The 19,404-nt window shown below is 64.3% G+C and carries 16 protein-coding genes; 7 read left to right on the top strand and 9 right to left on the bottom strand.

Annotated features, from left to right (window positions below; translation table 11 throughout):
- Positions 1–39 precede the first annotated feature (39 nt).
- Positions 40–654, top strand: coding sequence for a glutathione transferase GstA (gene gstA, locus V1290_RS22070; RefSeq protein WP_334366353.1), 615 nt, complete (start codon positions 40–42; stop codon positions 652–654).
- A 155-nt stretch (positions 655–809) separates the two neighbouring features.
- Here gstA and V1290_RS22065 read toward each other — a convergent pair whose 3' ends face one another.
- The 4 genes from V1290_RS22065 to V1290_RS22050 form a co-directional block, all read right to left on the bottom strand.
- A complete protein-coding gene (locus tag V1290_RS22065) occupies positions 810–3,023 on the bottom strand; it encodes an FAD-dependent oxidoreductase (RefSeq protein WP_334366352.1) in 2,214 nt (737 codons plus the stop codon).
- A gap of 153 nt (positions 3,024–3,176) precedes the next feature.
- Complete coding sequence (locus tag V1290_RS22060; protein WP_334366351.1) at positions 3,177–4,385, bottom strand: acetyl-CoA C-acetyltransferase; 1,209 nt, start codon at positions 4,383–4,385, stop codon at positions 3,177–3,179.
- Between the two features lie 63 nt (positions 4,386–4,448).
- A complete protein-coding gene (locus V1290_RS22055) occupies positions 4,449–6,239 on the bottom strand; it encodes an acyl-CoA dehydrogenase C-terminal domain-containing protein (protein ID WP_334366350.1) in 1,791 nt (596 codons plus the stop codon).
- A gap of 189 nt (positions 6,240–6,428) precedes the next feature.
- Positions 6,429–6,815 carry a nuclear transport factor 2 family protein gene (locus tag V1290_RS22050; protein ID WP_334369125.1) on the bottom strand — a complete coding sequence of 129 codons (387 nt, stop codon included), beginning with the start codon at positions 6,813–6,815 and terminating at the stop codon, positions 6,429–6,431.
- A gap of 125 nt (positions 6,816–6,940) precedes the next feature.
- On the opposite strand from V1290_RS22050, the gene V1290_RS22045 reads away from it, so the two are divergent.
- The 5 genes from V1290_RS22045 to V1290_RS22025 all read left to right on the top strand — a co-directional run bounded on the left by V1290_RS22045 (position 6,941) and on the right by V1290_RS22025 (position 14,082).
- Positions 6,941–7,528 carry a PadR family transcriptional regulator gene (locus V1290_RS22045; protein WP_334366349.1) on the top strand — a complete coding sequence of 196 codons (588 nt, stop codon included), beginning with the start codon at positions 6,941–6,943 and terminating at the stop codon, positions 7,526–7,528.
- Between the two features lie 190 nt (positions 7,529–7,718).
- The gene (locus V1290_RS22040) at positions 7,719–11,090 is read left to right on the top strand and encodes a hypothetical protein (RefSeq protein WP_334366348.1); all 3,372 of its coding nucleotides are present in this window, start codon (positions 7,719–7,721) and stop codon (positions 11,088–11,090) included.
- Between the two features lie 345 nt (positions 11,091–11,435).
- Positions 11,436–12,095: a hypothetical protein gene (locus tag V1290_RS22035; protein ID WP_334366347.1), complete on the top strand. Its 660-nt coding sequence runs from the start codon at positions 11,436–11,438 to the stop codon at positions 12,093–12,095.
- A gap of 281 nt (positions 12,096–12,376) precedes the next feature.
- Complete coding sequence (locus V1290_RS22030; protein ID WP_334366346.1) at positions 12,377–13,303, top strand: sulfite exporter TauE/SafE family protein; 927 nt, start codon at positions 12,377–12,379, stop codon at positions 13,301–13,303.
- Positions 13,300–14,082 carry a TIGR02186 family protein gene (locus tag V1290_RS22025; protein ID WP_057846220.1) on the top strand — a complete coding sequence of 261 codons (783 nt, stop codon included), beginning with the start codon at positions 13,300–13,302 and terminating at the stop codon, positions 14,080–14,082. The genes V1290_RS22030 and V1290_RS22025 overlap by 4 nt, the downstream gene beginning before the upstream one ends.
- A 94-nt stretch (positions 14,083–14,176) precedes the next feature.
- On the opposite strand, the gene V1290_RS22020 is transcribed toward V1290_RS22025, so the two are convergent.
- The 3 genes from V1290_RS22020 to V1290_RS22010 form a co-directional block, all read right to left on the bottom strand.
- Complete coding sequence (locus V1290_RS22020) at positions 14,177–15,535, bottom strand: NRAMP family divalent metal transporter (protein WP_334366345.1); 1,359 nt, start codon at positions 15,533–15,535, stop codon at positions 14,177–14,179.
- Between the two features lie 83 nt (positions 15,536–15,618).
- Positions 15,619–16,401 (bottom strand): MBL fold metallo-hydrolase, encoded by a 783-nt coding sequence (locus tag V1290_RS22015; RefSeq protein ID WP_334366344.1) that lies wholly within the window; start codon positions 16,399–16,401, stop codon positions 15,619–15,621.
- Positions 16,402–16,412: 11 nt separating this feature from the next.
- Positions 16,413–17,336, bottom strand: a complete 924-nt coding sequence (locus tag V1290_RS22010; RefSeq protein WP_334366343.1) for a DMT family transporter — start codon at positions 17,334–17,336, stop codon at positions 16,413–16,415.
- 97 nt (positions 17,337–17,433) lie between these two features.
- On the opposite strand from V1290_RS22010, the gene V1290_RS22005 reads away from it, so the two are divergent.
- The gene (locus V1290_RS22005) at positions 17,434–18,297 is read left to right on the top strand and encodes a LysR family transcriptional regulator (protein WP_334366342.1); all 864 of its coding nucleotides are present in this window, start codon (positions 17,434–17,436) and stop codon (positions 18,295–18,297) included.
- Positions 18,298–18,314: 17 nt separating this feature from the next.
- On the opposite strand, the gene V1290_RS22000 is transcribed toward V1290_RS22005, so the two are convergent.
- Both V1290_RS22000 and pdeM read right to left on the bottom strand, forming a co-directional pair.
- Positions 18,315–18,719, bottom strand: coding sequence for a hypothetical protein (locus V1290_RS22000; protein WP_334366341.1), 405 nt, complete (start codon positions 18,717–18,719; stop codon positions 18,315–18,317).
- Between the two features lie 11 nt (positions 18,720–18,730).
- Entirely contained in the window at positions 18,731–19,402 is a 672-nt protein-coding gene (gene pdeM / locus V1290_RS21995; RefSeq protein ID WP_334366340.1) for a ligase-associated DNA damage response endonuclease PdeM, read from the bottom strand.
- Between the last annotated feature and the right edge of the window lie 2 nt (positions 19,403–19,404).

The raw sequence follows: 19,404 nt of genomic DNA, 5'->3' as shown, positions 1-19,404 counted from the left end.
AGTCATCCCGCCAATAATATCGAGGGAAGGAAAAATCCAATGAAACTGTATTATTCCCCGGGCGCCTGTTCGCTATCCCCCCATATCGCGCTTCTCGAGGCCGGTCTGCCCTACGACCTGGTCAAGGTCGACCTGCGTGCCAAGAAGCTGGAGAATGGTGACGACTTTTTGAAGGTCAACCCGAAGGGCCAGGTGCCGGCCCTCGCCCTCGATTCGGGCGAACTGGTCACCGAAGGGCCGATTATCGTCCAGATGATCGCCGACAAGGCGGGCAAGAACCTGGCGCCGCCCCGCGATTCGGACGAGCGCTACAAGCTGCTGGAATGGCTGAACTACATCACGACCGAGCTGCACAAGAATCTCGGACCGATGTTCTCACCTCTGCTCGCCGACGACGCCAAGGCGTTTTTCAAGGACCGCGCCATGGGCAAGTTCAAGTACCTGGAAACGGCGCTCGCCGGGCGCGACTACCTGATGGGCAAGCAATTCACCGTGGCCGACGGCTATCTGTTCACCATGCTGATGTGGGCGACTGACCGGTTGAAATTCGACCTTTCAGCCATGCCGAACCTTCTCGCCTACAAGGCCCGCATCGCTGCGCGCCCGAAGGTGCAGGAGGCGATGACCAAGGAAGGGCTGCTGAAGGCGGCGTGAACGTTCGACAGAGACAACGGACAAGGGCCGGATCGACGATCCGGCCCTTTTTCTTTCCGTCATTGCGAGCGCAGCGAAGCAATCCATATCGCGGCATAACGGATAGATGGATTGCTTCGTCGCTTTGCTCCTCGCAATGACGCTGTCGCTGCCCCTTACGCCGCCTGCTTCTTCGGCGGGAAGCGGCCGTAGAAGGTCTCGCCGCTCGCCGCCATATCTTCGAGGAGTTTCGGCGGGGTGAAGCGCGAGCCGTATTTGGCCTCCAGCTTGTGGCAGAGCTCGACAAACTTCCGCGTGCCCATGAAGTCGATATAGGACAGCGTGCCGCCGGTGAATGGCGCGAAGCCGAAGCCCAAGATCGAGCCGACATCGGCCTCGCGCGGGTCGGTGATGACGTGGTCCTCCACCGTGCGCGCGGCCTCCACCGCCTGCACCACCAGGAAGCGCTGCTTCAGTTCCTCTACATCGATTGTGTCGGGGTCGAGCTGTTTCGGCTGCAGCGCAGATAGTCCCGGCCACAGGCTCTTCTGGCCCTTGCCCTTTTCGGGGTAATCGTAAAAGCCCTTGGCATTCTTGCGCCCCAGGCGGCCCTGCTTCTCGACCAACTCCACCATCAGCTTCTTCTGGTCGGGGTTGATGGCGTTGGGGCCGAGATCGGCCTCGGTCGCCTTGATGACCTTCAGCCCGAGGTCGAGAGCTACTTCATCCGACAGCGACAGCGGACCGACCGGCATGCCGGCCATCTTGGCGCAGTTCTCGATCATCGCCGGCGGCACGCCTTCGAGGAACATCTCGTTGCCTTCGGCGATGTAACGGCCGACGCAACGGTTGGCGTAGAAGCCACGGGAATCATTTACGACGATCGGCGTCTTGCCGATCACCCGCACATAGTCGAGCGCGGCGGCGAGCGCGACATCGCCGGTGTTCTTGCCGAGAATGATCTCAACCAGCATCATCTTCTCGACCGGCGAGAAGAAATGGATACCGATGAACTTGCCCTGCTCCTTAAAGCTTTCGGCCAGCGAGGTGATCGGCAGCGTCGAGGTGTTGGACGCGAAGATCGCGTCAGGCTTGAGATATTGCTGCGCCTTGGCGAAGGTTTCCGCCTTGACCTTGCGGTCCTCGAACACCGCCTCGATGACGAGGTCGCAATCCCCGAGCGCGGCGTAATCCGCTGATGGTGTGATGCGCGCCAGCAGCGCGTCGCGATCGCCTGCCTTGGCGCGGCCCTTGGCGATTTGCTCGTCGATCACCTTCTGCGCATGCGCCTTGCCCTTGTCGGCGCTTTCCTGGTCGCGGTCGATTAGGACGACGTCGAGGCCAGCGCGGGCCGAGACGTAGCCAACGCTGGCGCCCATGAAGCCGGCGCCGATCACGGCGATCTTCTTCACCTTGGTTGGCGGCACGTTCGCAGGCCGCCGCGCGCCCTTGTTCAGTTCCTGCATCGACAGGAACAGGCTGCGGATCATCGCGGCGGCTTCCTTGGAGCGCAGCACTTGCGTGAAGTAGCGCGACTCGACGCGGAGCGCGGCGTCGATCGGCAACTGCAGGCCCTCATAGACGCAGCTCATGATGGCGCGCGCCGCCGGATAATTGTCGTAGGTCTCGCGGCGGTAGATCGCATTCCCCGCCGGGAACATCATCATGCCGGCCTTGGAGAACACCGGTCCGCCCGGCAGCTTGAAGCCCTTCTCGTCCCAGGGCGCGACCGCCTTGCCGCCGCCCTTGATCCAGTCCTTCGCCGCCTTGATCAGGTCGGAAGCCGGCACGATGGCGTGGATCAGGTTCAGCGACTTGGCCTTCTCCACGGTGACCGGGTCGCCCTTAAGCAGGATCGTCATGGCGTCCTGCGGCGGCACCAGGCGCGGCACGCGCTGGGTGCCGCCGGCACCGGGGAATAGGCCGACCTTCACCTCGGGGAGGCCGAGGCGGGTCTTGGGATTTTCGGCCGCAACACGGTAGTGGCAGGACAGCGTCACCTCAAAACCGCCGCCGAGCGCCAGCCCGTTGATCGCGGCCGCCCACGGCTTGCCGCAGGTTTCGATGCCGCGCAGCACCAGCGAGAAGCGCCGGCTCTGGTCGAACAGCATCTGGTTGGCGGCAACCTCGCCCTTTTCCTTGAAGACTTTCGCGTATTCCTTGTTCATGCCCTCGAGCATGGAAAGATCGGCACCGGCGCAGAACGCTTCCTTAGCGGAGGTGATGACGACGCCCTTTACGGCGGCGTCCGCCGTGGTCTGTTTCAGGATCTCCTCGAGCTCGGTGGTCGAGGTTTCATCGAGTACGTTCATCGAACGTCCCGGAATGTCCCAGGTGACGAGCGCAATGCCGTCGGCGTCGGTCTCTAGCTTGAAATTCTTGAAGGCCATGTCGTTGCTCCCTCGGTGCCGGCAGCCGATGTCAGGCGCGGCGGTTGTGTCTGTGATCTCGTAGAGCGGGCAAAGGCGCACTTGCGCCGTGCCCACCATCGCTTGTGGAGAATTCCATGGTGGGCACGCTTCGCTTTGCCCAGCCTACCGCAGTTACACCCGTTCGATGATCGTAGCGGTCCCCATGCCGCCGCCGATGCACAACGTCACCAACGCAGTCGATTTGTTGGTGCGCTCCAACTCGTCGAGTACGGTGCCGAGGATCATGGCGCCCGTTGCGCCTAGCGGATGGCCGAGCGCGATCGCGCCGCCATTGACGTTGATCTTCGAATTGTCAATCTCGAACGCCTGCATGTAACGCAACACGACGGAAGCAAAGGCCTCGTTGAGCTCGAACAGGTCGATGTCCGACTTCTTCATGCCGGAACGCTCGAACAGCTTTTCGGTGACGTCGACCGGGCCGGTCAGCATCATCGCGGGCTCCGATCCGATGTTGGCGAAGGCACGGATTTTTGCGCGCGGCTTCAGGCCGTGCTTGGCACCCGCTTCCTTGCTGCCGAGCAGCACCGCGCCGGCGCCATCGACGATGCCGGAAGAGTTACCGGCATGGTGGACGTAATTGACGCGCTCGATTTCGGGGTGCGACTGGATCGCGACCGCATCGAAGCCGCCCATCTGCCCGACGACGGTGAACGACGGCTGCAGTTGCGCCAGCGACTGCATCGTCGTCGTGGGCCGCATATGCTCATCCTTGGCAAGGATGGTCAGGCCGTTGACGTCCTTCACCGGAACCACGGACTTGGTGAAGCGACCCTCGTCCCAGGCCTTGGCGGCGCGTTGCTGGCTCTGCACGGCATAGGCGTCGACGTCGTCGCGCGAAAAACCGTATTTGGTGGCGATCAGATCGGCCGAGACGCCCTGCGGCATGAAGTAGGACGGCACCGCCATCGACGGGTCCATCGGCCAGGCGCCGCCGGACGCACCGATGCCGACGCGGCTCATCGATTCGGCGCCGCCGCCGATCACGAGTTGATGCTGGCCGGCCATGATCTGGGCGGCAGCAAAGTTCACGGCGTCGAGGCCGGAGGCGCAGAACCGGCTGATCTGCACGCCGGGGACGCTTTCGCCGAGGCCCGCCTTCAGCGCCGCGAAGCGCGCGATGTCGCTGCCGGCTTCGCCGACCGGATCGACCACGCCGAGGATAACGTCGTCAACGACGTCTTCAGCGAGGTTGTTGCGTTCCTTCAGCGCCTGCAGCGGCACGGTGGCGAGCGCCAGCGCCGTGACCTCGTGCAGCGCGCCATCGGGCTTGCCGCGGCCGCGCGGGGTGCGAACGTGATCGTAGATATATGCCTCAGGCATGACGCCCTCCCTGGTATGAGGATCATAATATTATAGGCAGATCGAACGGGAAACGGCGAAAAATCAGAACGCCTCCGCCGCCAGTTCCATGGTGGTCGCGCAACCGGACTGAATGCGCGCAAGATGGACGTGGGTCTCCGGCAGCATCCGCTCCATGAAGAAGCGGCCGGTCACCAGTTTGGTCGTCAGATAGGGCGTGGCACCATCAGCCGCAATCTTGTCCTGCGCCACCTTCGCCATCCGCGCCCACATGTAGCCGAAGGCGACGAGACCAAACAATTGCATGTAGTCGGTGGCGGCGGCACCGGCGTTGTCGGGCTTGGTCAGCGCGTTCTGCATCAGCCAGCCGGTGGCCTGCTGCAGATGGCCGAGCGCGGTCGAGAGCGGCGCCACGAACGGCTTCATCGCCTCATTGCCGCCGTGCTCCTTGGCAAAGCCTGCGACCTCGGCAAAGAACGCCATCACGGCGCGGCCGCCGTTCCGCGGCAGCTTGCGGCCGACCAGGTCGAGCGCCTGGATGCCGTTGGCGCCCTCATAGAGCATAGCGATGCGCGCATCGCGCACGAACTGCTCCATGCCGTGCTCGGCGATATAGCCGTGGCCGCCATACATCTGCTGCGCCAGCACCGCGTTGGAGAAGCCGACGTCGGTCATCACGCCCTTCATGACCGGGGTCATCAGGCCCATGTGATCGTCGGCGGCCTCTCGATCCTTCGGATCAGAGGAGCGGTGGGCGACGTCGCTCTTCAGCGCGGTCCACACCACCATGGCGCGCGCCGCCTCGTTGAAGGCGCGGATGGTGAGCAGCACGCGGCGAACATCCGGATGCACGATGATCGGATCGGCCGGCTTGTCCGCCTCCTTTGCGCCGGTGAGCGACCGGCCCTGCAGACGCTCGCGCGCATAGGCGACGGCGTTTTGATAGGCGACTTCGGACTGCGCCAGACCTTGCACGGCGACGCCGAGGCGGGCCTCGTTCATCATCACGAACATGCCCTGCATGCCCTTGTTCTCTTCGCCGATCAGCCAGCCGGTGGCGTTGTCGTAGTTCATCACGCAGGTCGAATTGCCGTGGATGCCCATCTTGTGCTCGATCGAGCCGCAGGACACGCCGTTGCGCTGCCCCAGCGATCCGTCGGCGTTGACGAGGAATTTCGGCACCACGAACAGCGACACGCCCTTGATGCCGGCGGGAGCGCCTTCGATGCGCGCCAACACCAGATGGATGATGTTCTCGGCGAGGTCATGCTCGCCGGACGAGATGAATATCTTGGTGCCCGTGATCTTGTAGCTGCCGTCGGCCTGCTTCACCGCCTTGCTGCGCAACAGGCCGAGATCCGTGCCGCATTGCGGCTCGGTGAGGTTCATGGTGCCGGTCCACTGACCCGCCACCATCTTCGGCACGAACATGTTCTTCTGTTCAGGCTTGCCGTGCACCAGAAGCGCAGCCGTCGCGCCCATGGTCAGGCCGCCATACATCGAGAACGCCATATTGGCCGCGCTCTGGAATTCGGTGACGACCTGGCTCAACGTCACCGGCAGCCCCTGCCCGCCATATTCCGCCGGCGCCGACAGACCGAGCCAGCCGCCTTCGGCCACCTGCTTGAAGGCTTCCTTGAACCCCTTCGGCGTCGTTACCGAGCCGTCGTCATGCCGCTTGCAGCCTTCGAGATCGCCGACACGGTTGAGCGGCTGCAGCACCTCTTCGGAGAGTTTTGCGGCCTCGCCCAAAATCGCTTCGCGCACATCCGCGGAAGCGTCGGTGAAACCGGGCAGATTGTCGTAGCGATCGATCTGGAACACGTCGTTGAGCAGAAAGGTGACGTCTTCCACGGGGGCTTTGTAGATCGGCATGATGTTCTCCCGGCAGGGCAGGCTTGAATACTGGCGGCGGCGCTTGAGTTGAAATTGTGCGGCGTTCCGGAAAGCGACCTTATCCGGTTCCCGATGTCCTAGGGAGTGACCAGGCCAGCAAATATCCCGACAGGCATTGCGACATAAACGACGCCGGGGATGGTGGCGGCCTAGATCTCTCGCCCCCTGTCACTGCTTGGCGAGTTGTTCCCCCATCAAGCGGTGTAGCAGATTGATTCCCTTCAGCGGACGCACCATCACCTTGAAGTGCGTGATCTTACCGTCATCGCTGAAGGTGATGATGTCGACGCCGTTGATCTTGATACCCTCGATCACGTTTTCGAATTCGAGGACCGCGCCGTGCGGGCTGCGCCATTCGCCTGTGTATTTGAAGCCGGGGCCGCCCAGCACCTTCGCGGCGCTCGCCAGATATTTGAAGGTGATGTCGCGCCCGCGCTGCGGCGTATGGACGACCGGGCTTTCGAACACCGCATCCGGGTGCAACAGATCCCATAGCGCCGCCGTGTCATGGGACTTCATGTAGCCGTACCACTTGTCGAGGCCGCTCATGGTCATCATGTCTCCTATCCGGGCGATGACGGGCTGGCGCCGGGGAATGGCTTCTCCGGAGCTTATGCGCGTTGACGCATATGCAACTTTATGCATAATGTCAAATCACATGAAAGCCGGAGGCCGGCGTCTTGGCGCTTGGTGACGCGATCCTTGCCTGTCTGACCGAACGTCCGATGACGGGATATGAACTCGCCAAGACGTTCGACAACTCGATCGGGTTTTTCTGGAAGGCCGACCACCAGCAGATCTACCGGGAACTCACAAAGCTTCGCGACCGCGGCCACATCCAGGGCCGCGAGGTGGTGCAGTCCGGCAAGCCGAACAAGCTGGTCTATACCCTCACACCGGAGGGGCGCGCCGCGCTTCGGCACTGGGCCGCGCGGCCGAGCGTTCCGGCTTCGATCAAGGACGACCTCCTGGTGCGGCTCTACGCGCTCGACAGTGTCGACATCGAACCGTTGCGCACCGATCTGATGGCGCGGCTGGAACACCACCGCGACCGCTTCGCCCGCTACGAACGCCTGCTCAACAAGCGATTTCCTGACGGCAAGGCGCCCCCGGCCGATGTCGGCAAATTGCTGGGACTTCGCATCGGCCTAAGCCACGAACGGGCCGTGGCCGAGTGGTGCGAAGAGGCGATCGAGGCATTGTCGGCCCTGTCTCCCGGCGTGGAGCGGACCAGCGTCGTACCGATCGAGGACGTCAAACGCGGCTAACGCCGGCCGATTTGGCCGCCTGGTAACTTTTGGGGCCGTCCGTCCCATTCCTTAACCGCTTCTTTACCGTAACGCGGAAAAGTCGGTTCCGAGGCAGGCGACCCGCGCGAAAATACGATTGTCTCTTCAGTGGGACGCGCGGGGAGGCTGATGGCGCGGGTGGGGCGCCGTAGCGGAACCGGACGAGAGCATGAATTCGCGCGTATCGTGGAGTGTTGACGGCATCGATCCATCGGTGCGCGACAGGGCCGAGGCGGCTGCGCGCCGCGCCGGCATGTCGCTGAACGAATGGCTGAATTCCACCATCGGCGAACCGGCCCCGCCCAGTTTCGGCGCGCCCTCCGGTCAGCGGCCGGCGACGCCGGGCCGCCAGATCCCCGACGTGGCCGACATTCACCAGCGGCTGGATTCGATCACAAAGCAGATCGAGCAGATTTCGCGGCCTGCAGTCCGCGGCGAAGCCGCTCATGGCGAGCCGACGGTGGCGCGCCAGCTCAACGAGGCCATTTCGCGCCTCGACGCGCGGCTGTCGCAGATTTCGAATCCCGTGCCGGCTCGTCAGGTCCAGATGCAGGAAAGGCAGCGCCAGACAGATTTGGTCGAGCGTGCCGCGGCCCAGGTCTATCGCCCGGCGCCGCCGCTTAGCCCGGCCTCGATGGATTTTGCGATCGCTGAAATCGCCGCGCGCCAGAACGAACTCGATACACCGCCGCCGCGCCAGATGCCGCCGCGCAATGCCGCGCCGACGACCCCTGCCGCCCAGCCCCATTCTGCGCAGCCCAAATCTGTGCAGCCAGTGACGCATGCCGCGCCTACGGGGCCGGACTTTTCTTCGCTCGAACGGCACCTGATCAAGATCACGAGCCAGATCGAGGCACTGCAGCGTCCCGATCATATCGAACAGTCGATCGCGGCGTTCCGCAGCGAGCTTGCCGAAATCCGTCAGGCCATCACCGAGGCGGTGCCGCGCCGGGAGATCGAATCGCTCGAGAACGAAATCCGCTCGCTGTCCCGCCGCATCGACGATAGCCGCTATAACGGCACCGACGGCCAGATGCTGGCCAACATCGAGCGCGCCCTTAGCGAAATCCGCGAAGCGTTGCGCTCGCTGACGCCGGCCGAGCAGCTCACCGGCTATGACGAGGCGATCCACAATCTCGGCGCCAAGCTCGACCTGATCCTGCGCGCGAACGACGATCCGTCGACGGTGCAACAGCTCGAAAGCGCGATCGCGGCGCTGCGCGGGATCGTCTCCAACGTCGCCTCCAACGACGCGCTGGCCCGGCTCGCCGACGACGTGCACACGCTGTCGGCCAAGGTCGACCAGCTTTCCCGCTTTGACGGCAACAGCGATGCCTTCGGCATTCTCGAACAGCGCCTGGCCGCGCTGACCTCGACGCTAGAATCCCGACAGCCGCCGGCCGCAAGCGAGAATTCGGAATATGTCGAGAACGCGCTGCGCTCGCTGTCGGAGCGGCTCGACCGCATTCCGGCCGGCGACGACAATGCGTCGGCGTTTGCCCATCTCGAACAACGCGTCTCGTATCTCCTGGAGCGCCTGGAAGCCTCCAACGATCGTTCCGCCGCCGCACCCGCCATCGACCTCGGACGGGTCGAGGAAGGCCTGCACGACATTCTGCGTTCTCTCGAACGCCAGCACGCCAGCCTGGTCGCGCTCGCCGAATCCAACCGCAACTCCGGCGGTGCATCGCAGCCGACGGACTCCGGCATCGTCGATCTGGTCAAGCGCGAACTATCCGATATCCGCTTCAGCCAGTCGGAAACCGACCGCCGCACGCAGGACTCGCTGGAGACCGTTCACAACACGCTCGGCCATGTGGTCGATCGCCTGTCGATGATCGAAGGCGATCTGCGCGGGGCTCGCGGTGCGCCGGCGACCTCCGCCTCTCCGCCTGCAACGGCCGAAACGCGCGAGGAAGCGCCCCGCCCGACCACGCCGCTGATGACCTATCCGCAGCAAACGAAGCCGGAATTGCCCAACCCTGCCGCGCTGCAGGGGAATGCTCCGGAGCCCTTTGCCGCCGCCCCGCGCGAATTCCACGCCGTGCAGCCAGTCGCGCCGCCACTACCGCCGCGGGCCATCAGCGAAATTCTGGAGCCGCATGCCGCCGCACCGCGCGCCGCGATCGCGCCTGAATTGCCGCCGGATCACCCGCTCGAGCCCGGCACGCGGCCGCCGCCGCGCGTCGCTTCGCCATCGGAACGGATAGCCGCTTCCGAAAACGCGATCAGCGAGATTGCTTCCGCACCGAAGGAGCCGGTCAGCTCATCGAGCTTCATTGCCGCCGCGCGCCGCGCCGCGCAGGCCGCAGCCGCCGCGCCCCCGCCCGAGAAAGCCGGACGTTCGGCTGCGAAGGTCGCATCGAAGGACAAGGGCGGCGACAAGGCCAAGGCCGGCGACAAGAACGCGCCGAACATTTCCTCCAAGATCCGCTCGCTGCTGGTCGGCGCGAGCGTGGTCGTGATCGTGCTCGGCACCTTCAAGATGGCGATGACGCTGCTGGATACCGGCAGCGTGCTGCAACTGCCGATGATGGAGCAGCCCAGAGAGCCGGCCCCACCGGCGCAGGCCCCCGCCCCCTCGGAGAGCAGCGCCAGGCCCGCACCCGCAATCCCCGCGCCGCAGGCGCCCTCGATGATCTCGCCGACGCCGGTCGAGAAGCAGTCGAACAATTCTTCGGCGCCGAACACGCTGGACAGCGCGCGGGTCGCAGCTCCGCCGCAGGCCATGGCATCACCGGTTATGGCCAGCGATATCACCGGCGCGATCCAGGCGATGCCGGCCAGCGGCGCCAAGCTTGCGATGATCGCGGTGCCGTCGAGCGAGCGGTTGCCCGATGGTATCGGCGGGCCGGTGCTGCGCGCCGCCGCGCTGAAGGGCGACCCGGCCGCGGCTTACGAGGTCGGTGTGCGCTTTGCCGAAGGCAAGGGCGTCGCCCCGAACCTCGACGAGGCCGCCAAATGGTACGACCGCGCGGCGCAGGCCGGCGTGGTGCCCGCACTGTTCCGGCTCGGCACCTTCTACGAGAAGGGCATGAGCGTGAAGAAGGACCTGGATATCGCGCGGCGTTACTACCTGCAGGCGGCCGAGCGCGGCAGCGCCAAGGCGATGCATAATCTGGCCGTGCTCGACGCCGATGGCGGCGGCAAGGGCGCCAATTACAAGAGCGCGTCGATCTGGTTCCGCAAGGCCGCCGATCGCGGCGTCGCCGACAGCCAGTTCAACCTCGGCATCCTCTATGCCCGCGGCATCGGCGTCGAGCAGAACCTCGCCGAATCCTTCAAATGGTTCAGCCTCGCAGCCGCCCAGGGCGATGCCGATGCCGGCCGCAAGCGCGACGATGTTGCCAAGCGCCTCGACGCCCAGTCGCTGGCAGCGGCCAAGCTTGCAATCCAGACCTTCACCGTGGAGCCGCAGCCCGACGAGGCCGTTAACGTGGCGTCACCCGCCGGCGGCTGGGATTCGCCGCCCGCACCTGCCACGGGCAAGCCCGCCGCCAAACCGGCTGCGACGACCAAGCGCACCGCCGCCGTTCACTAGAGCCATTTCGGTTCTGATTGAAGCAGAACCGGGCTCTAGGTTTTTGTTTTGACGCGTTTTCTTGACGCGAACCGGTGTCCACTTCGCTCGAAAACGGTCTAAGCGCCTGCCGGCATTGCCGCCATATCCTCGGCCATAAATTCGTATTAGTGCTTCTGGTCAGCCTGATCTTGAACGGATCCGGCTCGCAAAGAGGATCGATTGTCAGCCGACGACAGCCAGAACGGGGAAAATCGCCTCCGCCGCTCGCCGACGGGCCCTGCGGTTGCGCCACCGCGCCTCCCTCCCGGTCAGGCGCCGGCGCCGCCGCCCCGGCCACCCCGGCGCCAATGGCAGTTTTGGACGGTGGCGATCTTCATCCTGCTGGTTGCCGGCGTCTGCATTCGCGCCTACCGGGACCTGTCGCAACCGGAGGCTTGGCACTACTGGAAGGACCAGTATGTCTCGCCAAGCCTGACATCCCAGGTGATCGATGCGCTGCACCTCGATGGTTCGAGCCGGGGGCGCCGCGCCCTGTTCGTCAGCGGCACGATCGGCCCCGCCGCGGCGAGCTGGTTTCGCAGCAGGCTGGACCAGGCCAACCTCGCACCCGGTGACATCGTCTTGTTGGCCTCTCCCGGCGGTGATTTGAACCAGGCCGTGATCATGGGCGAGATCATCCGGTCACGGGGGCTAGCGACCGCGGTAGGCGCCGCCGACGCTGCGGGCCGCATCAAGCCCGGTTACTGCGCCAGCGCCTGCGTGCTGGCCTATGCCGGCGGCAAGGCCCGCTACGGCGTATTGGGCTCGGCATTGGGCGTTCATCGGTTTGTCACGACCAAGCCCCTGAGCGATCCCGTCGCAGAGGCCCAGCGGATATCAGGCGCGGTGTTGGGCTACATGACCAAAATGGGGGTTTCATCCTCGATCGTGGAAGCGATGTCCGAGACCAGGGACATTCGCTGGCTCAGCCCCAAGCAGGCGCTGGCGATGAACCTCGTCACCGACCAGCTCGGAAAGCCCTGAGCCGGCCGAGTGCCGACCCCCACGAACAGACTGGCTTTCCGGATTTTGTAACAGCGTTTCAACGTGCTGAGACACGCGCACGTACGGCAAAAATTTGCCTTGCCGGGCATTTTTAGTCCCTCACGCTGCCGAATTCAGTTATGCAAAGGCGCGGGAACCGGCCCTGCGCACGCAAAGGTGCATGCGCGAACCGGATTCCACTGCCGGCAAATACAAGAGAAACCATGCCGTGAGCGGCCCCTCGGCCGTCTCTTGCGGCAAAGCTACAAAAGCAGACGCGCGTGCAGCTCTACCTCCCGATCGCCGACATTCCGGTCAATGTTTTCCTCATCCTGGCGATGGGCGCGGCGGTCGGGTTCGTCTCCGGCATGTTCGGGATCGGCGGCGGCTTCCTGATGACGCCGCTGTTGATCTTCGTCGGCATTGCGCCCGCGGTCGCGGTCGCCTCGGTCGCCAGCCACATCGCGGCGTCCTCGTTCTCCGGCGCGATCTCCTACTGGCGGCGGCGCGCCATCGATCCGGTCCTGGCGGTGGTGCTGCTGAGCGGCGGCAGTTTGGGCACGGCGCTAGGGGTCTGGACCTTCACGCTGCTGCGCTCGCTCGGTCAGCTCGATCTCATGATCGCGACGTCTTACGTGATCCTGCTGACCACCGTCGGTGGCCTGATGTTCTGGGAAGGCCTGCGGGCGCTGCTCAGGGCCCGCCGCGGCGGTCCGGTCACCACGCGCCGCCCGGGCAGCCATGTCTGGATTCACGGCCTGCCGTTGAAGATGCGCTTCAAGCGCTCGAAAATCTATCTGTCCGTCATTCCGGTCGTCGTGATCGGCCTGGTCATTGGCTTCATCGGTGCCGTGATGGGGATCGGCGGCGGTTTCATCCTGGTGCCGCTGCTGATCTATGTGCTGCGGGTGCCGACCTCGACCGTGATCGGCACCTCAATGGTGCTCACCCTGGTCACGATGGTGTTCGCCACCATGCTGCATGCCGTGACCAATCATCTGGTCGATGCGGTGCTGGCGCTGATCCTGATGGTCGGCGGCGTCACCGGCGCCCAGTTCGGCGCCCGCGCGGGGCAGAAAATCCGCGGCGAGCATTTGCGGCTGCTGCTCGGGCTACTGGTTCTCGCCGTGGGCATTCGTTTCGCCGTTGAACTGGTGATCCGGCCCGAGGATCTCTTCACCGTCCGGGAAACGGGAGTGACGGGATGACCGCACGCCTGGCCCGCACGCTCGGATGGCTTGCGCTGGCCGCGGTGCTTGCGGCGTCGCCGGTTCGGGCCGAACGGCTAATCGTTTCGGTATCGAACCATCGCGTCACCGTGACGCCGAACTATTCCGGCGAGGAGCTGGTGCTGTTCGGTTCGGTCGAGAAGGACGCCAGCACGCCGGCCAATCGCACCTACGATCTCGTGGTGACGGTTGCCGGCCCGCGCGCCGACATGGTGACGCGCCGCAAGGAGCGCCGGTTCGGGATCTGGATCAACACCGACTCCCGGCAGTTTCTCCAGGTGCCGACCTATCTGGCGCTGTTTTCCAACCGCCCGTTCGACGCCATCGCCTCGCCCGAGGTGCAGCGGCGGCAGCAGCTCGGGCTGAACAACGTGCTGCTCACCCAGCGCGTCGGGCCCGACTACGCCGACGTCGTGCCGGACGATGCGTTCCGCAGCGCCTTCGTGCGGCTGCGCAAGCAGCATGGCCTCTATCGCGAGGAGACCTCGGCGGTGACATTCCTGACGCCGACGCTGTTCCGCACCGGCATTCCGCTGCCTGCGGAGGTGCCGATCGGTCTCTATAATGTCGAGATCAAGCTGTTCGCCGAAGGCGCGCTGGTGGCCAAGACCGACACTGCGTTTGAAATCGTGAAAGTCGGCTTTGAACAGTTCGTCGCGACGACCGCGCGCCAGAACGGATTTGTCTATGGGCTCGTCACTGCGTTCATGGCGCTGATGACAGGATGGATGGCATCGATCGTGTTTCGGAAGGATTGAGGCGTCAATGCGTAGGACGGGTATCGCTTCCGCCTACGCTCGTTGAGCTACGGCGGACAAGTCGAGCTACGGCGGACAAGTCGTTCCACCTATCCTACGATCTCCCGGCAAAAAACCCGATTCCCATCGCGACGACGCTGAGCAGCATCGCCGCAGTGGACAGCCATCCCAGCCAATAGAGTGGCCCCTTGATAACGTAGCGGTCCATCACGTCCCTGCGGCGGGCCATGAGCATCAGCAGCACCATCACCGGCACGGCGAGCACGCCGTTGATGACCGCGCTCCAGTACAGCGCCGAGATCGGATTGATCGGCGTGAAGTTCAACGCGATACCTATGCCAGCCGAGAGCGCCAGCACCGCGTAGAACGCGGCGGCGGCCTTGGGCCTGCGCGCGAGCCCGACCGGCCATCGCCGTCCCTCCCCGACCGCATAGGCGGCGGCGCCGGCGAGCACCGGAATTGCCAGCAGTCCAGTGCCGACGATGCCGAGCGCAAAAATCGTTTCAGCGAATGCGCCGGCAATCGGACGCAGGGCTTCGGCCGCGTCCGCCGAGCTCTGGATATCGGTCTTGCCGGCCGCATGCAGCGTCGCCGCGGCGGTTACGATGATCGACAATGCGATCAGGTTGGAGAACGCCATGCCGACGATGGTGTCGGCGCGAATACGATTGAATTCCTTCTGCGCGCCGTAATGCTTCTCGACCAGCGGCCGCTTCGCCTTGTCGACGCGCTGGTCTTCGGCTTCCTGCGAGGCCTGCCAGAAGAACAGATAGGGCGAGATCGTGGTGCCGAAGATGGCAACGATGGTGGTGAAATAATCGACACTCCAGGCCGGGCGCGGAATGAGAATGCCGGCGAGCGCCTCGCCCCACGGAACCTTGGCAAAGGCGAGCGCGGCGACATAGGCAAACAGGCTGAGCGTCAGCCATTTGAGCGCCAACACGTAACGCCTGTAGTCGAGGAAGATTTGCGCCGCGACCGAGGTCACGCCGAACAGCAGTACATAGAAGATGCTGTGGCCGCCGATTAGCAATTTGGTGGCGTCCGCCATGGCGCCGAGATCGGCGCCGATGTTGATGGTGTTTGCGATGAACAGCATCGCCACCACCACGTTGAGCAGCCAAGGCGAATAATGCCGGCTCACATTGCCCGCGATTCCATGCCCGGTGACGCGGCCGACGCGCGCGGAGATTTCCTGGATCGCTGCCATCAGCGGAAACGTCAGCAGCATGGTCCAGCCGATGCCGTAACCGAGCTGTGCGCCTGCCTGACTATAGGTGCCGATTCCCGACGGATCGTCGTCGGACGCGCCGGTGATCAGGCCGGGCCCGAGTGCTCTCAGCGCATCACGGAAGCGAAACGAACGATGTGCCTTGGCCTGCGCTGCCGGTTTGTTGTTTCCGGTTCCCGTATGCGCGTGGCGCTTCCGATGCGACTTGTTGCGAACTGACATGCCAAGGGTCCAGCCCCGGCGACAACGAACCTGACTGGAACAGGTTCCAGACCACGAGCTTGTCCGTTGCCTCCTGGTGTCCGTCACGCGGCGCGTAGCGGCTCGATAACCGTCGCTACGCCCGGCTCCAGAATTCGCAACCGCGGTCCAAACCCCAGCGTATCGAAGGTGGCGCGCAGATCGTCCGCACTCTGACGGAAATGCTTCCAGCCTTCCGTATGCACGGGCACGATCACCGCGTCCGGGAATGCGCGCGCGGTTTCGATCGTATCGTTGGTGTCCATCGTGATGTGGAAGGGGCCGCGGGTTTGCGCCGCGCCCGCGAACGGCAGCACCACGCCGGCCTTGAACCGCTTCGCCACTTCGGCAACGCCGTCGTACCAGACGGTGTCGCCACTGATGTAGATCGGACGGCTGCCCGGCTTGCTCGACGAAACCACGAAGCCGATCACGTCGCCCGCGAGCGGCTCGATTCCCGCCGGGCCGTGACGCGCGGGCGTCGCGGTGATGGTCAGCGAATGACCGTTCTTGCCGGTCAGTTCGGTCGACGCCCACGGCGCAAAGCCTTCGGCATGGCCGCCGAGCCGCTTTGCGCCAACCTCCGTCGTCAGCACGCGCTTGGCGGATTTGAGAAAATCGCGCCCGGAATGGTCAAGATTGTCCGAATGCTGGTCGTGGCTGAGCAGCACGGCATCGACCTCGCCGACATCATGCGCGCTAACGGCGGGACCGACCAGTTTTTCCAGCTTCACATGCGGCAGTTGATAGGCACCGGGCTCGTCGAACGTCGGATCAGTCAGCAGCCGGAAGCCGTCGAGTTCAATGAGCGCCGTCGGGCCGCCGATCAGGGTGATGGTAACTGTCATTGAGTTGCTCCTTACGAAGATTGAACTGCAGCCGCAGCGGGACGTGTCACCAGATAAATGCCAAGCGCTACGGGAACGATGCCAAGCAGGTCGCGCAACTCCATGTGCTCGCCGAGTACGAGGAAGGCGAACAGCATGCCGAGCGGCGGCATCAGGAAGTGATAGGCGCTCGCGGCCGTCGCGCCGCAGACCTTCAAGAGGTGAAACCAAAGCAGGTAAGCCAGGATCGATCCGCCGAGCACGAGGAAAGCGAACGCGCCGGCGAGCCGCGCGCTCGGCACGATGTCACTGAGGCTGGAAAGCGTGAACGCAAACGGCAGCAGCACGACGCCCGCGGCGAGATTCTGCACGCCATTGCCGACCCAGAGACTCCCTTTCGGCGCCAGCACCTTGAACAGGATGGTGCCGAGGACGATCGAGGCCAGCGAGGCCAGCGTGAACAGGATGCCGTGAAAGCTGTCCGTGCCGACCGACATGCGGTGCCAGACGATGAAGGCGACGCCGGAGATGCCGAGCAAAAGTCCCGCCACCTTGCGCCAGGTCAGCGCCTCGCCGAGAAACAATGCCGCAAGTACAGCAGTGAAAACCGGATTGGCGCTGACAATCAGGCCGCCGAGGCCGGCCGATACCGTCTGCAGCCCGGTATAACCGAGACCGAGATAGAGCGCGTTGTTGGCGACGCCGAGGATGGCGAAGATTCCGGCGTCGCGCCAGGTCAGCGAGGACCATGCCTCGCCGCGCAGCGCCGTGATGCCGAGGATCAGGACTCCCGCGAGCGAAAATCGCGCTGTGAGCAGGATCAGCGGCGGACAGTCGGTGACGCCGACCTTGCCGGCGACGAAAGCAAAGCTCCAGAGCAGACAGAACAGGCCGATATAGAGCGGTAACAGATTGAAGCCGGCGCGGGGGACCGCGACCGAAGGGGCGAGCGACATGGATGGTCTCCTTCACCCCTGATCTAGGGCCACACCTTGATATTTGGAAATTAAATGATAAACTGATGATCAGTGGATTTTTAAATGGAGCATTCACATGCTCGATCTCGAACTGCTGCGCAGCTTCGTCTCGGTGGTCGATGCCGGCGGCTTCACCCGCGCCGGCGAGCGCGTCCACCGCACGCAATCGACGGTCAGCCAGCAGATCAAGCGGCTGGAAGACGATTTCGGCCAGCCGCTGTTGAACCGCAACGGCAAGGACGTGACGCCGACGGAGGCCGGCGAGCGGCTGCTTTCCTATGCGCGGCGGCTATTGTCGCTCGCCGAGGAAGCCCGCGACGTGGTGGCGCGGCCGGAAAGCGAAGGCGCGATCAAGCTCGGCATCCCCGAGGATTTCGCCGCCTATCGTCTCGCCAAGTTGCTGGCGACGTTTTCGCGCTCGCGGCCGGGCCTGCGGCTCGATGTGCGCGCCGACCAGAGCACGTATCTCAGGCGCGACATCGAACGCGGCGATCTCGATCTGGCGCTGCTCAAGCGCGACGCCGGCGAGAAAGGCGCGATCGCGGTGTGGCCGGAGAAGGTGCATTGGGTCACCAGCAAAACCCATCCGGTCGATATCGACGCTGGCTCGGTTCCGCTGATCGGCTTTCCTGCCGGCTGCCTCTATCGTGCGCGCGCGATCCATGCGCTGGAAAGCGCGGGGCGATCCTGGCACATGGCCTATACTTCTTCCGGCCTTGCCGGCATCCAGGCCGCAGTCGCTGCCGGATTGGGATTGAGCATTCTCTCCGACATCGCGATCCAGGCCGGCCATCGCGTGCTCACGGCGAAGGACGGCTTTGCGCCGATCGACAAGACCGAACTGGCGCTGGTGGCCTCGCCCGACGCCAGCCCCGCAACGCTGCGGCTCGCCGACCGCCTCGCCGAGTTCTGCGACAGCGTCGACGCGAAGGCGGCGTGACGAGCCGACGGCTAGGCCTATTCGACCAGAGCTTCTTTGGCCAGCACCCAGCCAGAGAGGCCATACGATGAGCTTAAAATGAAGCCCTGCACGCCCTTTGCTGCGAGCACTTGCGGCGCGGACGAGAGATCAGTTGCCCAAGAATTCGGGGCGCCCGCCATGCAATAAGACGATGCGATCTGCGAACCGTAGATGGCTAGGATTCGCTCGACGGGCACGGCGTCCAGAGAAAAGACAATATTGGCGAAATTATCGTTCTCGAATTGATACCCCTCAACGCCGTTGAAGACGATGGTGTGGCTTACCTGCCCTTCCTTCTCTGCCGGAACCCTCGGGTCACGCTTTGCACGAAGCTTGATTTGTCGGGCTTCACAATTCACTTCGTACGAAACGAGTAAATCATCATGGAGCGACGGCAGCATGATCGCTCCCTCTAATAACACCTTGACGCGGCAATCGCGTGCACACGGTTGTCGCCGAGCACCTGCGCCATCAGGCCCGGCATTGGAAAAATCTTCGCAAACGCGGGATCGCGGATGCTCAGGCCCCCGGTATAGGCGCCGAAGGCGGGCATCACCGCGCGCTCGCCGTCACTGGCAAAGCACCTCCGTTCCATCGATCTCCCCCTTGTGGCGACGCGCGCCTTGGGATGCAGATGGCCGGCGATTTCACCCGCCGCCCCCGTCGGCTCATGGCGGAACACGATCGGCCCGATCGCGACTTCGTTCGCCACAGTGCCGCCGAGGTCGGGCGGCAGCGCCGGATCGTGGTTGCCCGAGATCCAGATCCAGTCGCGCCGCGCCTGCATTGCCGAGAGCGCGTCGCGATCCGGCGCCGACAGCCGCTGATGCGCGTCGCGATCGTGAAAACTGTCGCCGAGCGCAATCACCATGCGCGGGTCGTGCCGCGCGATCACGGCGGCGAGCCGGCTCAGCGTCGCCACGGTATCGTAAGGCGGCAGCAGTACGCCGCGCACGGCAAAGCTGGAGCCTTTTTCCAGATGCAGGTCGGAGACGACGAGCAGGCGCTGCTCCTGCCATAACAGCGCGCCGGAGAGGTCGGCGCGGAACGTCACGTCGGCAACCATGACCTTCGAGGCGCGCATCT

The organism is Bradyrhizobium sp. AZCC 1578 (genome assembly GCF_036924675.1).
Lineage (GTDB): Bacteria > Pseudomonadota > Alphaproteobacteria > Rhizobiales > Xanthobacteraceae > Bradyrhizobium.
The sequence above is the reverse complement of the archived record's forward strand: the minus strand, read 5'-3'. Positions and strand labels throughout refer to the sequence as shown.